The sequence below is a fragment of the Thermococcus coalescens genome (assembly GCF_055392585.1).
The window spans coordinates 1,477,454-1,492,847 of record NZ_AP043764.1; the positions used below are offsets into that span (position 1 = coordinate 1,477,454).

Consider the following 15,394-nt stretch of genomic DNA (forward strand, 5'->3'; position numbering starts at 1 on the left):
CCGATGAAGCGTGAGGACATAATCCTGACCCTCTCCTTTCTCCTCATCCTTGAGGGCTACCTCGGGGAAAGCACGGCCCCGGCATTACTGGGGTTCTTCCTGCTCCTCTACGTCTACGGCCTCCGCTCGGTCGTTGAGCTGAAGATCGCGGGGGAGAGGGTTATTGAAAGCGGTCAGCTTGAGGAAGGAAAGCCCGCGAAGGTCAGTGTGAGGATAAGAAACGAGGGGAGCGGGGTCTTCGTGAGGCTCGCCGACCCGAATGGGGAATTCGAGGCTTCCGGCCTTGGGGAGCTCTATCTTGAGCCCGGTGGTGAGTGGGGGGGCTCATACCTAATAAAGCCGAATGCCAGGGGCAGGTTCGTACTCGAACCCCTTCGGGCCCTGGTTCAGGACGCGAGGGGCCTCTACTTTGAAGAGTTCCGGATCGGCGAGAGAACCGAGGTCACTGTTTACCCCTCCGTTGAGAGCATAAGGGACGCGGCGAGGCTCGACTACAACCTCAAGCTGGCCGAGGCCTACAAAAGGGGCGTCCTCCTCGGCACCGAGAGCCTTGAGATAAAGGACCTCAGGGAGTACCAGCACGGGGACGACTTCAAGAGGATAGACTGGAAGGCCACCGCCAGGCTGGGCGAGATTATAGTCAGGGACTTTCTGAGGGAGAGCAACGCCGACGTGTACATCTTCTTGGACAACACGAGGGAGATGCGCAAGGGCCTGAAGATGGCCAAGATAGACTACGCCTCGGTTCTCGCCCTCCAGCTGGCGGCGAGCCTCGTCAGGAGGTTCAGGGTGGGAATGGTCATCTACGACGACGAAACCGCCGAACTCGTCAGGCCGGGCAGGGGCTCCTCACAGCTTGAGGCGGTGAGGAGGAAGCTCGCCCTACGCGGCAGGAGGGGCAGGATGAGCCTCAGGTTCGACTTCGAGACGGGCTTCGGTGAGAGGGCGAGGGAGTTCCTCGGCAGGGTTCTCCCTCTCAAGAAGGGCCGGAGGAGGAGCACGGGGGTCTTCGAGGGGCTCTCCCTGATAAAGCAGAGCTCCTACATCATCTTCATAACCGACCTCAGCAACCCGAGGGAGCTCTACCGGGCCGTTGCCCTGGCCAGGAGAACCCACAGGGTCATGGTACTCTCCCCCAACCCTGTCCTCTTCTACTCCGGAAAACTCGACGAGAGAACCCTTGAAAGGCTCTACCGGGCATACACCCAGAGAGAGGAGCTGCTGAAGAGGTTCAGCCTCCTGGCTCCGACCATCGACCTCGGGCCGAGCGACTACCTCCGTGAGCTGATGAAGGCGTCCAACGGGTGGGGCAGATGATCGGCGTTATCTCGGTCGTCATAGCGGGCATCATCACGGGAAACCGCGCCCTCCTCCTCGCGCCGGTAGTGTACCTCGTGGGCCTGAGGAACAGGGACCTGGGCCTGGCTGCCTATCTGATCTTCGCCCTCTACGCGGGGGGCGGGCTCCCATCGGCAGACCTCTACACCTACAACGGCCTCGTGACGTCTCTGGTCTTCTCTGGCTCCATGATCCTCCTCCTGGACGACTCCCTGCGGGGGGAGATCAAGCCAGGGAGGCTTGAGCTCCTGGTGCTGCCCCTCATGCTCCTCGGGGTCATAGCCCCCGAGGCCTTCATAGCGGGGGCGGTGTTCTACTTCGCTCTGGGGTTCAGGGTGGATGTCAGGGTGGCGGCAGTCCTCGGGGCGGCGTCGGCGATTTTCTTTCTGCTCAGGGACTACCTGGGCGGCCTGGGGTCTGTCCCAAACCAGGTCGCAGTGCTGGCGGGGTTCTCAACGTTCTTAGCCGTGATGACCATGCTCAGGGGAAATCTTAAAAAGGTGGACTCCTTTAGGTGGAAATGAATCGGCGGCCCTCTGCCCATACCCGTGATAATGGGCACTGAAATTATAACGGACTGTAACGGTGGCTTCGATGAGAACGCTGGTGGTCATCCCTGCCTACAACGAGGAGCTGACGATCGGGTCAGTCGTTGCTTTGGCCAGGAAGTACGGGGACGTTCTGGTGGTTGATGATGGGAGCAGCGATAGGACATCCGAAATAGCCCAGAAGGCGGGAGCGGTTATCATCCGGCATGACTCCAACAGGGGGAAGGGTGCCGCTCTGGGTACCGGGTTCGAATACGCGCTCAGCAGAAACTACGATGTAGTCGTTACAATAGACGGGGACGGACAGCACAACCCCGATGAGATACCCCTGGTTCTGGAGCCCATAGTCCGGGGAGAGGCGGACCTCGTAATAGGGTCGAGGTACCTCAACGGGAGCAGAAAGAAGATACCCCTTTACCGGCGCCTCGGTCTGTGGATTCTTAACAAAGGAACCCAGATGGCGGCGGAAGTCAGCGTCGATTCTCAGAGCGGATTCCGGGCGATTACCTGCCGGGCTCTGAAGGTCCTGAACCTCAACAGCACCGACTACTCTATAGAGGCCGACATGGTTGTGAAGGCAAGGGAGGCGGGGATAAGGATCGCTGAAGTCCCGATAAACGTCCGCTACGACGTCCCAAAAAGGCACAAGAAGAACCCTCTGAGCCACGGGTTTGGAGTGCTGGCCGCCATCGTTGGGCTGATAGGGTACAGGAGACCCCTGCTGCTGTTCAGCGTTTTGAGCCTTATATCCTTTGCAGTTGCGGGAGTCCTGGCCTACTGGGCGCTGAAACCATACTATGCCGGTGGGAACGTCTACCTCACCCAGGCCATAGGCGCGGGAATCTTCGTGATAATCGGGATCCAGCTCTTTGTTGCCGGGCTGACGCTGAACGTGCTGGCAAGGATGGTGAGGGAGTGAAAGGAGGTCGAATCAGCGTGAGAATTGCGTTAATTGGTTCCAGGGGGATACCCGGCAAGTACGGTGGGACTGAAACATTTGTTGAGGAACTTTCTAGGCGCCTAGTGAGGGAGGAATTTCGAGTATACGTTACCTGCGAATCTGATGGGTTTCTTGAAGACGAATACAACGGTATAGTGAGGGTTCATGTCCCATCAATCCAGGGCAAAAGTGTCACGATACCCTCAATAAACGACGTTGTTGCAACACTGTATCTTCTCTCAAAGCACTCAAACGACGTTGATGTGCTTTATTATGTCTCCCCCGACGGTGCTCTGGCGGCGATATTTGGAAGATTATCAAAAAAGCGAATTCTCATAAACCCCGATGGGATTGAATGGAAACGGTTAGTCAGGAGAATCCAGTTTGTACCGTTCCATCTATTCCCAGTTTATCTGGCCACAATGATCTATATGTATCTCATGGAATACCTTTCATGCAAGTTGCCCGATGTGGTTGTTGCAGATTCTCTCGGGATTAAAGAGAATTTAGAAAGGAGACATAAACCTAGAAGGGTTGTCTACATTGCCTACGGCGCAAGAGAGCTCCTGCCTTCAAGGCTCTCGAAGTGGGAAGAGGTAAGGATACTCAGCAGGTTCGGTCTTGAACCTGGGGGCTACTACCTCACGGTGGCGAGGATAGTCGCGGAGAACAACATCTATGTAGGGGAGTTAACATGACAAAAACGATGCTAATCATCTCGCCACACACTAAAGTTAGGCTAAAAACAGCTCCCACAGAAGGTGTAGAGAGCAGAATATCAGCCCTTGCTAAGACTATACAGGATAAGGGTGATGTTGTTATTATAGAACCCCTCGACCTAAAAGAGACCAATGAAGAAAATCACAACAGACACTATTTTTATGCTTTTGATTTCATAAAAATAAAGAACATGCGGCTCGGTTCGTATTTCCTATCTTTAAACCCGTTCTATCACTTAACACTGGCCAGAGTTCTTAAAAAGTACAAGCCCTCCATTGTGTTAATAAGCCAGCCGTGGGGTTTATTCTCCACGTGGTTGATAGTTAAGATGATATTTAGGTATAAAAGCCAAATAATTCAGGATTCACACAATGTTGAAAGCAAATATGCCAAAATTATTATGAAAGACAAGACCATTCCAAAAGTGATCAGATTGTTTTACTTGATAACAATAAAATGGATCGAAAAGATGGCCGTGAAGTATGCTGATCTAACACTGGCGATAAGCTATGAAAATAAAAGAGTGTTTGTTGATGAATACAGGGCAATCCCCGAGAAGATAAAGGTTGTTCCACCTAATTTGAATGTGAAAGAAAGAACAAATATGGAAAATAGACTGAAAAAGGACAGAACTCAGATATGGGCAGTGTTCCACGGGATATACAGGACAGTGCAGAACAGAGAGGCTATTGAGATTATTATAAACAATATAGCCCCACAGTTTAGAAAATATAAGAACTTGAAGTTCGTCATATTTGGAAAAGGAGTGCCAAAATTTGATGACAAAAATGTGGTGTCCCTTGGATTCGTTGAAGACATTTACAGTATCCTCAGAGAATGTGATATAGCCGTAGTTCCCCTCATCAGGGGCGAAGGTGTTAAGCTTAAGGTGTTAGATTATATGGCTGCTGGTCTCCCGATAGTAACGACTAAAAAGGGTGCTGAGGGGTTGGAATTAGTGAACGGCAAGCACGCAATAATAGTTGATGACGTGAATGATAAGTTTGTAAAAGCTATCAAACGGTTAATAGAAAGCCCGAAGATAAGGAAAAAGCTCGGGCACAATGCAAGTAAAGTAATAACAACAAGTAAGTACAATATGAACACCTAAAGTAGAAATACCACTGGAGGGAAAACAATGCCAACCCTGGTAATATCCCCAAAGGCCCCCTGGATGCCTGGAGGAGTTGAAAGAGTCGTTAAGGAAACCACAACACGCCTATCAAAGAAAGGCCCCAAAATAGAAATCTGGTGTACTGGATCCAAGAATGAGATGCAATCTTGGAGGGGATTAACAGTTAAAGTCTTCAGCTCTCTGCTATTAAGTCTGAGTATATCCATGATCAAAGAATTAAAAAATTCACAGGAAAAATTTAACATCATTCACATACATGGAACATCCAACCTTTACCCCCTCACGATGTTGATTGCCCTTAAAGACTGGCAGAAAGTTGTTGTTTCGCCCCATTATCATTCCACTGGGAGCAACCTGCTCTTCAGGATTCTCAAGCCCGTGTACGATCGGTTTATAGTATCCATATACCTGAGAAATGCTAATAAAATAATCTGTGTTTCCAGAACAGAGAGGGAGATACTGATAGACAAGTTCAAACTGCCAAAGGACAAGATCAAGGTTATATACAACGGGGTAGATATTGAAAAGATACGATCATTCAAGTCCAAAAGAGCTCCAAAGAAGGGCGAAGTTTCAATTCTCTATTTTGGCAGGCTTGAAAAGTATAAGAATGTTCACATAGCTATTGAGACCCTGAAGTACCTGCCAGACACCTTTGTGCTATACATAGTCGGCAGAGGGCCGTATGAAAAGGAATTACAAAAGTTAACACGGAAGTTAGGGTTAGAGAAGAGAGTGAAGTTTTTTGGGTTCCTGCCGGAGGAAGGGCTCTACACTCTCCTGCACTCGGTTGATATTGTTGTCAACCTTTCGGAGATGGAAGCCTTTGGGATAATGGTCATTGAAAGCTTAGCAGCTGGCAAACCTGTGATAGTCAACAATAAGCTGGGGCTTAAGGAGCTGGCGGGGTATTTTACTGGGAGTATTCTCTCAATTGATGAACTTACTCCGAAAGATGTTGCCAAGGTTATTAGAATATTGTCTACACAAAGAAAAGTCAAGGTAAAAGGGCTAAAAAAATTTAGGTGGGAAAGAATCGCAAAATTGTATTATATCCTTTACAAAAGCAAATTAAAGAGAGAAGGTGGAGCAGAATGGGATTCACAGAGATTCTCGAAGAAAATAGCCACATTCACCTTAGTCATTTCTCTTTCTGTCTTACTATACGTATTTATAAAACAGGGAGGTAAACTTAGTTTAATGTTTTTCCAAGTTTTATCTGTCGTTATTGGAAGCTTTGGTTATTTGATGTTACCCAAACGTTCTGAAATACTTAGAATAAGAAAAGTTGCAAAGTTTAAGATGTCCTTTTCACTTTTGATGTATTTGGGGTTGTTTATGCTATTTGTAATTCGTGTATTAGCACAAGACAACATCACTAGGGGAACTATTACTCTCCTTATGTTTTCGATAGCACTCAGTCTCTTAATCTTTTATGGAATTGTGTCCCCCACTATCACATTTAGACATGTCCTACTTACAACGCTATTGCTCACAGGTTTCGTCTCAACATTTTATGCAGGGGGAATTATTCAGTACCAAGACGATCCCGGTGCATATTTAGTAATGACTAAATCCCTCATCACTCATGGTAAGGTTACTTCGATTCTTTTGTGGTCTCGCCACTATGGTATACCTAACTACAACATATGGCAAGCTATACTATTGTTAGTGCCAGAAATCCATGAGGTAAATTTGCAACTAATTTCAACAGTAATATTGACAGTTAATTTTCTTCTTTTATCATATGTTCTGTTCAAAAAAAGGTTTAACAAAAAAATTGCTTACGTTGCTATGGTACTCTCATTAATTTTCCCTGTAACTTTAAAATGGACATATGTCCAAGACAGCAGAAGTTTTGCTATGATTTTCATGCTGCTTGGTTTGATATCCTATCTCTCCTTTGAAAAATCGCCTGCCTATATTATCATATTAATTCTCTCATGGTTTTCAATCCTAAATTCCCACTATTTTTACTCTCTTGTGTTCGTAATTTTAATCTTCATACCGTTAATTGTTCTAGTAGCATTGCCAATAAGCAACAACAATGCACAGCATCTCAAAGCACTATCCAGGTGGATAATTATGCTGGCTATTATTAGCTATGTTGGCAAAGTCTCAATATATCGAGATGTTTTTTATCCTTTTGTATTGGGATTTTACAAGGTGCTATATGGTGGAAGCTTGAAAAATTTGACAATAATACCCCCTACACATTTTACACTAGCCGAGCTTCTTATGTACCTCCCATTCTTGATATATGTCAGTTTTTCCATAATAGGTGGTCTTCTTTACCTTGAAACTTTTGATTTTAAATCGACCGAGGATACGAGAATCCTGTTATCCTTGATTTCTCTCGGAGTCTTATCTATCCCTCTTCTTAAAATGGGAATGTATGTGCTTAATCCGAGGAGAATATTCTACTTTTTAGGATTAATTTTTGGATTACTATCTTCCATTGCTATTTGGAGAATTATCACTATGATAAGAACTGAAAAGTTACGAGATGCTTTGATATTCGTTATGGCCCTATTTATTTGCTTTTTGTCAATCTCTTCAAATCTTAGCAATCAGTTGGATCCTGTTTTTTATAGAGGGGAGTACCCTGTTTTATATTACCACACTTCTTCAGAGAAATACAGTATTTGGGGCATTAGCAATCGCATCGACAGAGAACTTCCTATTTGCTCTGACTACAAGACTACGTCGAGATACGTGGTGCCTATGTGGATGTATATAAATAGAAGGGTCGTTAAAGACGTTTCAGATCTTGATAAGTGCCCAGGCTATGCTATTTTCTCTTATATTGCACTTGATAGTAGCTTTCTGGTGGATCCCAATACTCAGTATGCTGAAGGAACGGTCCCTTTATTTACCTTAAGGGACAGAATCAACAGAAAATTGTTATATAAGGATAAGATTTATGATGGTGTTATTGTAGTATATAGCCTAGGGAGGTCAGAGAAATGAAAATTCTACAAGTCGGTTCAGGAATTCCTCCAGACTTCATTGGGGGAGCTGAGATTTATATGTATAATTTGGCAAAAGAGTTAAGTAAGTCCCACGAAGTTCATGTATTTTACCCCATATATACAAAGACGATTAAACGACCTCAGATTGTTAGCAGGATATATGGCAACCTTCATGTGCACACTCTGCAAATTCCCCAGTTCGTATCGTTTAAGGCAATTCAACTAAAAAACACATATACTAACAAAAGCATAGAACAAAAGTTTATGGAGTTCTTGACCTACATAAAACCAGATATAATTCATTTTCACAATTTGTGGAGATTTAGATCAGCCAAATTAATTGATGTCGCCCATCAATTGAACATTCCAGCAGTCCTTACTCTCCATGATTACTGGTTCCTGTGTCCGTTCTCTATTATGGTTAATTACAAAAATAATGTCTGTAGTATGCCCGAACCAAATGAGTGCCATAGATGTTGGGTTGAAAAGCTCACTGCAAATGCTCCAGTTAGACAATTAAGGCCTTTTTTAAGATTTACACTAAAAATTGCTAACTCTCCCCAAGACTTCAAAAAAAGGAACGAATTTTTAAAACGTATGCTTTTAACTGTTGACAAAATTATAGCACCTTCAAGATTCTTAAGAGAAACGTTCATTAGATATGGTGTGCCGGAGGAGAAAATAATATACTTAGAAAATGGATACAATCTAGATGAGTTCAAGGGATTTAAGAAAAAGAAGAAAGATACTAACAAAATTATTTTTGGATTTGCTGGAAGTGTTATCCCTATTAAAGGTGTTCATCTCTTAATTGACGCATTCTTGGAAGTACTCGAAGATAAAGCAGAATTAAGGATCTACGGAAATTATGATCCAAACTCGTCTTATGTTAGAAAGCTATTCTCAAAAATACGAGGAAAGGGTAATATATATTTCCTTGGAAAATATGACGATCCAAAAGTACCCTTCTCGGAGGTTGATATTTTGGTATTCCCATCTGTTTCATACGAGAACTGTCCCTTAGTTTTAGCAGAAGCACGAGCTACTAAGACACCAGTTATAGCATCTAATTTAGGTGCGATCCCAGAATTCGTAGAAGATGGGAAAACAGGCTTATTATTCGAGCCCAATAACCCAAAAGACTTATATGAAAAGATTATAGCGATAATCAAGAATCCAGAACTGATAGAAAAGTTTAAAGCAAATATCTCCCCCCCAAAAAGTATGAAAGAGCATGCAAAAGAGATAGAAAGTTTGTACATCTCACTTATTAGAGGGTGATCCTATGAACAAGCACTTAAAAATCGCCATCATCGGCCTCGATGGGGCAAACAAGACAACTGCCCAGCTTGTTGGACTAAAAAATGACAGTATCCACGACTTTATATCCACGATTCCCCCATACACACCACCGGCATGGACATCAATTTTCACTGGAGTAAATCCGGCGAAGCATGGAATCATCGGCTGGCAAAACGTTGACATTAACACTATGAAATCCAAACTCGTGAGCTCCCATAATGTTAAAGCTTTGAGGCTTTCAGAAATGCTTGATATAACAGGGTTTAACAGTGTAATAGTGAACCTTCCGATGACTTATCCTTTCTCGGGCATAAAACACAGGCAAAACACCGTAATCGTCTCAGACTGGGCGGCTCCAGAACAGACTGTCTACCCCGAAAAACTCTCGCAGAAATATAAGGAATACCTTATTGACCCCCCTCATGATTGGATAAAGTATGCCAGCGATAAAAGGGACTATGCCAGTATTGTCAGAGAGTACACTGAAACGCGGATGGAAATGTACTACGATCTCTATGAAAATGTTGACTGGAACTTATTCTTCATCGTGTTCAGTGAAACCGACTGGTTTTCCCATATATACCCTGAGATCTTGGAAGGTAAAGACACGAGACTAGTGAAACCCACGTTCAGCTTAATACACAAGTTTATCAAAGAGATCCAGAATACAGCGGATTTCACGTTCATTGTTAGTGACCATGGCTTTGAAGTCAAAAACAAGTTATTCCACGTTAACACAGCACTAGCTAAAGGGGATTTTATTAAGTATAACGTGGTAAAGCTAAAACTTGCTAGGTTGGCCAGTAAGATGATTCCAGACAGACTTCTAAGAAAAGCAGTTGAAAAGACCAACGCACCCTCCAACGTTCTTGAGGCGACTCTACGCCCGGAAACAACAAAAGCCTTTATGCCGACAGAAACAACGACATGGGGGATCTATGTGAGAGATAAACATATAGTTGATGAAGTCATTAAATACCTCCAAGGATTTGAAGAAATAGAAAAGGTTATCAGAACTGAGGAACTTTACAGTGGCCCATATCTGAATAACCTCCCAGCACTCTTTATTGTTCCTAAAAAGGGCGTTGAGTACTCGTACAGACTCTCGGACAATATAACTGAAGATACCTACATGGGGGATCATGAGATACACGGTATCTTTTCTGTGAGTGGGGGAGAGATTTCTAGTAATATAACCTTCAAGAAGTTGCCAACCGTATTTGATGTTACTCCTACAGTCCTTCACATCTTCAACTTGCCAATCCCAAACGATATAGACGGGAGAGTTTTAACGGAAATTTTTGAAGAAGACTCAGAATTTGTGAAGAGAAAGTCTAAATATGTTGATTTGAGCTACTACAAGAGAGAAGAAGATAAAAAGCTTAAAAAAGCGATCAAAAACCTGAAATTAAGGGGCAAAATTTAGGTGAGTAAGATGAACAAACAACTTTCTGGAATTTGGATCAAGGGGATAACATTCTTAAAAAGGAGTATTGATTTACTAGCATTAGGACTTCATAGAAATATAAGTCTACAAGACACTATAATAATTTCAGGAACCCCAAGAGGAGGAACAACTTGGTTCATGGAACTTATTGAAACTCTTCCAGAATATAAATCAATATTTGAGCCATTTCATAAAGAGTGGTTCCCACAAGTAAAGCGACTTAATTTATCTCCACGACCATATCTCGAACCTGATGCTGAAAATAAGCACCTTAAAGAATATCTAAAACAGGTATTCACGGGTCAAATAATAAGTCGCAAGCCATTATTTTCATTAACGCCTACAACTATCTATAAGCGTTTGTCAGCAACTAAGATATTAGTTAAATTCATACGAGCCAATAGACTGCTTCCATGGATCGCTAACAATTTCCAAGTTAGAGGAACATACTTTATGATACGCCACCCCTGTGCCACAATAGCCTCCCAACTTGAAACAGGAGTTGTAGGATATTTCACACTCAAAGATGTTCCTCCTCCAAAAGAAATGATCCTAGGGGAAGCTTCTCAAATTCCTCAGATAAGAGAAAACGAATGGTTAATGAAGAAGCTCCACACAATCAGAACTCAAGAAGAAGTTCTTGCAGCCATTTGGGGCCTAGACAATTACATACCTCTTTCCTATTTGAGTGAGCATCCAGATGCTTGGTATACTGTGGTATATGAAAAACTGATCACCAACTTTGATGAAGAGATTGAGAAAATTTTTGGTTATATCAACGAGGAAGTTCCAGAAAAAGTTCATGAAAAGTTCAAAAGACCAAGTAAAACCACGCACGACAAATCATATCTAGGAACTTCCAAACAGCTCCTGAAGTGGAAGAATAAATTATCTGAACGCCAAGTTAAGAACATATTAAAAGTAGTCCAGTGGTTTGGCCTAGATTTCTATACAGAAGACCCCGAGCCGGACTACGATGCTTTAAAGAATTGGAAACCAGCATTTTAAACAAACTTTCTCAAAATCTTCTTTATTCTCCCCAGGTTTATCCCCAGCCTCTTCTCCACTGCCAGCAGGAGTTCAACATCCTCCCTATCAATGCTCCTGCTTAAAAGCACCAGCAGGGCGTAGACCGCCAGGAAAATGACGAGCACCGGGATCGCGTGCCATATGTCTTCCACGTCCAGACTCATCCATTTAAGAACTCCCAGCAAAAGGAAGCCTATTCCCAGAGGCTTCACGTAGTTCCAGCTGAATGGATGTATCCCAGTCATCTTATAGAGCCAGTAAGACCTGAAAACATTGGCCACGAAGTAGGAAACCGCCGTGGCGACGGCGGCACCGACCATCCCGTACCTGGGTATCAAAGCCAGATTTAAGGAAACGTTTGACACCACGGCAAAGGTGTCCCCTATCATGTTGAGCTTTGGCTTTCCAATAACGATCAGGGTCATGCCGTTTAGCCCTAGGAACGTGTGGAACATGAAACCGAGAGACAGTATCTGGAGTGCAGTTGAAGCGGAGACGTATTTCTCGCCGAAGAGGAAGGATATGGTGGTCTCTGGAAAGAGGAACATGACGGCAAATATGGGAAGGGTCAGAAGGAACACCCACTTCGTCAGGATCTGATAGACCCTTCCCATCTCCTTAATCTTTCCCTGGGCATACAGTGATGTGACTATGGGGGAATAAATAACAGACGCAGAACCCAGGAAAATGGGAATCAACCTTGCCAGGGGAGTGGCCGCATTGTACAGGCCCACAACCTCCGAGCCTTTGTAATAGCCGAGCATCAGCGTGTCGGTCCAGGTCATCAAAAAATTCAGAATCCCAACGAACATCAGGGGGAGGGAAAAGAGAACCAGCTTTTTCCCGAGGGCAGGATCAAAAGAGGCCTTTACGTTAAAAAGCCGGATCCTATGCACCTCAAAGATTAGAGCCAGAAATACCGCCGACTGGGCCAGAATGTACATCCAGAATACCGAAGCAAAGGGGAGGCCGAGAACAGCCATGAGCACAACGAGTACAAGCCAGACTATCGGATAAACTATGCTCCTGAAGTACACCTGCTCCCTGACCCTTCCGAAGCCCCTCGAAACCGCAATCACCACACCCGTCAGGGCCCAGAACGGCAGGGCAAGGGCGGCTATCTTTAATGCGTAGATCAGCCTCTCCTCGCTGAACACCCGGGCAACAAAGCCCGAGCCGAGCACCAGGAGCACCGTGATTACAAAACTGTTCGCCGCGACAATAACCAGAGCCGTCGAGACCAGATCCCCGACCCTCGAAGGCTCCCTCTCCCGGTAGAACGCCACCTCCCTCGGCAGGGCGTTCTGGAAGCCCAGAGTCGCCACAACGAGAGCGATGTTCAGAACCGTCAAAGCTAAATTAAAAACACCGTACTCCCCAGGGGAAAAGTACCTCGCTATCACCGCCCTGCTCAAAAACCCAAAGAGCATCGAGATTACCGTCCCGGCGAAGACGATCCCCGTTCCCCTTGCGATCTTCTGCAGTGCCTGGCCCGCCTCGCTCATGGGGTTCACCTTTTTGTCCATTCACTTTGGGGATAGGGGCAGTTTCTCCGCAGCGTACCTGTAAACGGGGTCCGAGAACTTATAGACCCCTAACCCATCCTTAATCACAGCAAACAGCTCTCTTGTCAGGGCATCCAGGAGTCTGCTTAGGGTGTCCTTTGATATCCCGGTTTTTTGCAGTTCCCCCCACGTGGCACCGTAGGTTAGTCTCTTTATCACTTCCCTAGCCCTTGGGCTTCTCCCCTCAAGGAAGTGCTCCAGCTCCCTCAGCGCTTCATTCACGGCCCTCTCAAATACCCCCTGCAGTGCTTCCTCATGGGATGCTCCAAGGCATCGTCTGAGCCCGTAGAGATTCAACCACCCGGGCAGTGTCCCGAGCCTCCAGAGCGTGTCCTGGATCTCTCTGTCGGTAGCATCTACTCCGCACTGCCCAAAGCCCTTCCTCAGAAACTCAGCCGCCACCCATTCTGGCCAGGGTGGAAGGAGTATCTCAATCGGGGGCCTTCCATAAAAGCTGTCCCTGTGGGTGGCATCGAACAGCTTTTTAACAACACCCGCATAAGACCCCGTGAACATAACCAGCAGGGAATCGTTTTCATTAAATGCCGCGGCCAGCCCCCTTAGAAAGCTGTCCACACCCTGTTTTACATTCTGAACTTCATCAAGTATCAGTATTGTGTTTTTCAGGGAGAATAAGGCATCTTCCAGCGCATTTCTGGCGGCGACATTTTCTCTGAGTTTTATACTGCCACCCAGCCCCCCTGCGGAAAGGGAGACATCCTCGATGTACTTCAGGATGGTCTCGAGAACTGATTTTGGTAACCTGCTTAGTATTTTCTCCGTTGCCTGCCGGGAGGTTTCGGTATTCCTCAGGTCCACAAAAACCACTCGGTAGTTCATCTCCTTGGCAAAGGAGTTGGCACCGGTCAGTGCAAGGCTAGTTTTTCCCGCCATTCTTGGCCCGAGAATAACCACCCAGCTTCCAGCATGGAAAGCATTTATCAGTCTGTCTAACTCTTCAGACCTCCCAAACAGCCGATTTTTGTCTTTTCTCGGTCGCTGGTCAAAAAATGATACGCCTCTCCCTGGCTTATACCTCATGTAGATACCCCCCGAACCGGTTCGGGGGGTATTGTTAATAAGCTTTTCGTCGTGATTCTGCTCAAGACCTGAAAGGTGTCAAAAAATATTCTAATCCCCCTTGTGATCTTCTGTAAAGCCTGGCTCGCCTTGCTCATGGGGTTCACCTTTTGCATCTTTTGCATCACTGGGCATTGTACATTCTTTTCAGCTCTTCAACAACTTTATCACTGAAGCGAACACCCTTGGCCCGTAACTCACCTATCATAACTTCCAGATCTTCATTTATTATTCCTTTTTTCTTTGCAATAAAGAGAAGAGCTAAACTCCCAGCAACGTTCAACCCGAGAGATTTGGCAATAATTCGCGGGATTTTTTCATCCAAAATTATCAAGTCGGCATTAAGCTCTTTAGCCAGAACTATCGCCTCAGCCTCGCCGGTTTCAATTTCCTTCCTAAGAATCTCGATGCTCAGTTTATCCCCAACTTCCACAACTTTGATCCAGGTTGCATTTTTAACTTCACCGGAGCCGGGCTTTCCTTCTCCTTTTTCAACGACCTCAACCCAGACCGCTTTCGGAATTATAACCTCCCCAAAAAGCTCCCTCAGAATGTTCAGCTTTCCAATCTTGGCCAGTGCTATTAACGGTCCCGAGTCGGAGACGACTATCATAGCAACCTCTCCAGAGTCTCAACGTCCTCCCTTAAGTCCTCCTCATCATACTGAATGCTTACCCCTTTTGATGCCAGAATTTCCATCATTTCCCACCTGCTCACACCTGCAATCTCCGCAGCTTTGCCGAGGCTGATTACGCCTTCACGATAAAGCTCAATGGCAAGGTAAATCCTGACCGCCTTCGGGAGCTCCTTCCCGCTAATCCTTAAAATCCTCGCCAGATCTTGAGGAACAGAAACCAGAACCTCATTCACAACACTCACCATGAAGATTGTGAATATGCAATATTAAAAATATATCGCTCCTTATCAGCTCTCCTCTTGAAGAGATAAACCCATTTCGGATCATTAAGTTGCACCTGTGTTGTTATCCCCATATCAACTCTTCGATGGCTCTCGTGTACCTCCCCCAGGGCATCTGTTCAATCACCGGTACCCATGGTGAAGACTCTTTTTCTTGCGAGTTTGTTGAGGAGTTCAATTCTCATAATTATCCACCATAGTTAACAGTTCTGATAACTTTGGTGTATATTTTTGAGATTTCCCCCTGTTAAATCTTTCGGGTTATGTTTTTTCTCAATCTCCTCCCTAGTACTCCTCTGCTGCTCGCCTCGCTCATGGGGTTCACCTTTTTGACTCCTTTGAATCCACGTAGTTTATTACTATTTTGCTCTACCACAAAGTATTATATCATGAAAACCGG

Annotated in this window: 13 protein-coding genes; 9 read left to right on the forward strand and 4 right to left on the reverse strand. The window is 45.3% G+C overall.

What is annotated here, in order from left to right; genetic code table 11:
- The first annotated feature begins 3 nt into the window (after positions 1-3).
- From ACZ5M3_RS08155 to ACZ5M3_RS08195, 9 genes are all read left to right on the forward strand, one after another.
- Positions 4-1,317 carry a DUF58 domain-containing protein gene (locus tag ACZ5M3_RS08155; RefSeq protein WP_464839161.1) on the forward strand — a complete coding sequence of 438 codons (1,314 nt, stop codon included), beginning with the start codon at positions 4-6 and terminating at the stop codon, positions 1,315-1,317.
- Positions 1,314-1,862, forward strand: a complete 549-nt coding sequence (locus ACZ5M3_RS08160) for a hypothetical protein (protein ID WP_464839162.1) — start codon at positions 1,314-1,316, stop codon at positions 1,860-1,862. Before ACZ5M3_RS08155 ends, ACZ5M3_RS08160 begins: the two co-directional genes overlap by 4 nt.
- A 70-nt stretch (positions 1,863-1,932) precedes the next feature.
- Entirely contained in the window at positions 1,933-2,805 is an 873-nt protein-coding gene (locus ACZ5M3_RS08165) for a glycosyltransferase family 2 protein (RefSeq protein WP_464839163.1), read from the forward strand.
- Between the two features lie 17 nt (positions 2,806-2,822).
- A complete protein-coding gene (locus tag ACZ5M3_RS08170) occupies positions 2,823-3,524 on the forward strand; it encodes a DUF1972 domain-containing protein (protein WP_464839164.1) in 702 nt (233 codons plus the stop codon).
- Positions 3,521-4,657, forward strand: coding sequence for a glycosyltransferase (locus ACZ5M3_RS08175; protein WP_464839165.1), 1,137 nt, complete (start codon positions 3,521-3,523; stop codon positions 4,655-4,657). Before ACZ5M3_RS08170 ends, ACZ5M3_RS08175 begins: the two co-directional genes overlap by 4 nt.
- Before the next feature lie 27 nt (positions 4,658-4,684).
- Complete coding sequence (locus tag ACZ5M3_RS08180; protein WP_464839166.1) at positions 4,685-7,651, forward strand: glycosyltransferase family 4 protein; 2,967 nt, start codon at positions 4,685-4,687, stop codon at positions 7,649-7,651.
- Positions 7,648-8,934 (forward strand): glycosyltransferase family 4 protein, encoded by a 1,287-nt coding sequence (locus ACZ5M3_RS08185; RefSeq protein WP_464839167.1) that lies wholly within the window; start codon positions 7,648-7,650, stop codon positions 8,932-8,934. The genes ACZ5M3_RS08180 and ACZ5M3_RS08185 overlap by 4 nt, the downstream gene beginning before the upstream one ends.
- 4 nt (positions 8,935-8,938) lie before the next feature.
- Complete coding sequence (locus ACZ5M3_RS08190) at positions 8,939-10,381, forward strand: alkaline phosphatase family protein (protein ID WP_464839168.1); 1,443 nt, start codon at positions 8,939-8,941, stop codon at positions 10,379-10,381.
- 9 nt (positions 10,382-10,390) lie between these two features.
- Complete coding sequence (locus ACZ5M3_RS08195; RefSeq protein WP_464839169.1) at positions 10,391-11,410, forward strand: sulfotransferase; 1,020 nt, start codon at positions 10,391-10,393, stop codon at positions 11,408-11,410.
- Here the strand turns inward: ACZ5M3_RS08195 and ACZ5M3_RS08200 are convergent.
- The 4 genes from ACZ5M3_RS08200 to ACZ5M3_RS08215 form a co-directional block, all read right to left on the reverse strand.
- Entirely contained in the window at positions 11,407-12,936 is a 1,530-nt protein-coding gene (locus tag ACZ5M3_RS08200; protein ID WP_464839170.1) for a flippase, read from the reverse strand. The genes ACZ5M3_RS08195 and ACZ5M3_RS08200 overlap by 4 nt on opposite strands.
- A 21-nt stretch (positions 12,937-12,957) precedes the next feature.
- Positions 12,958-14,037 carry an AAA family ATPase gene (locus tag ACZ5M3_RS08205; RefSeq protein WP_464839171.1) on the reverse strand — a complete coding sequence of 360 codons (1,080 nt, stop codon included), beginning with the start codon at positions 14,035-14,037 and terminating at the stop codon, positions 12,958-12,960.
- Positions 14,038-14,200: 163 nt separating this feature from the next.
- Positions 14,201-14,689, reverse strand: a complete 489-nt coding sequence (locus tag ACZ5M3_RS08210) for a PIN domain-containing protein (RefSeq protein ID WP_464839172.1) — start codon at positions 14,687-14,689, stop codon at positions 14,201-14,203.
- Positions 14,686-14,958, reverse strand: a complete 273-nt coding sequence (locus tag ACZ5M3_RS08215; RefSeq protein WP_464839173.1) for a UPF0175 family protein — start codon at positions 14,956-14,958, stop codon at positions 14,686-14,688. Before ACZ5M3_RS08215 ends, ACZ5M3_RS08210 begins: the two co-directional genes overlap by 4 nt.
- Between the last annotated feature and the right edge of the window lie 436 nt (positions 14,959-15,394).

Bases quoted from the DNA above. Each gene is read 5' to 3' on its own strand.
- ACZ5M3_RS08195 (WP_464839169.1), top strand. From the start codon at position 10,391: ATGAACAAACAACTTTCTGGAATTTGGATCAAGGGGATAACATTCTTA.
- ACZ5M3_RS08200 (WP_464839170.1), bottom strand. From the start codon at position 12,936: ATGAGCGAGGCGGGCCAGGCACTGCAGAAGATCGCAAGGGGAACGGGG.
- ACZ5M3_RS08215 (WP_464839173.1), bottom strand. From the start codon at position 14,958: ATGGTGAGTGTTGTGAATGAGGTTCTGGTTTCTGTTCCTCAAGATCTG.
- ACZ5M3_RS08180 (WP_464839166.1), top strand. From the start codon at position 4,685: ATGCCAACCCTGGTAATATCCCCAAAGGCCCCCTGGATGCCTGGAGGA.
- ACZ5M3_RS08155 (WP_464839161.1), top strand. From the start codon at position 4: ATGAAGCGTGAGGACATAATCCTGACCCTCTCCTTTCTCCTCATCCTT.
- ACZ5M3_RS08160 (WP_464839162.1), top strand. From the start codon at position 1,314: ATGATCGGCGTTATCTCGGTCGTCATAGCGGGCATCATCACGGGAAAC.
- ACZ5M3_RS08205 (WP_464839171.1), bottom strand. From the start codon at position 14,037: ATGAGGTATAAGCCAGGGAGAGGCGTATCATTTTTTGACCAGCGACCG.
- ACZ5M3_RS08175 (WP_464839165.1), top strand. From the start codon at position 3,521: ATGACAAAAACGATGCTAATCATCTCGCCACACACTAAAGTTAGGCTA.
- ACZ5M3_RS08165 (WP_464839163.1), top strand. From the start codon at position 1,933: ATGAGAACGCTGGTGGTCATCCCTGCCTACAACGAGGAGCTGACGATC.
- ACZ5M3_RS08185 (WP_464839167.1), top strand. From the start codon at position 7,648: ATGAAAATTCTACAAGTCGGTTCAGGAATTCCTCCAGACTTCATTGGG.
- ACZ5M3_RS08210 (WP_464839172.1), bottom strand. From the start codon at position 14,689: ATGATAGTCGTCTCCGACTCGGGACCGTTAATAGCACTGGCCAAGATT.
- ACZ5M3_RS08190 (WP_464839168.1), top strand. From the start codon at position 8,939: ATGAACAAGCACTTAAAAATCGCCATCATCGGCCTCGATGGGGCAAAC.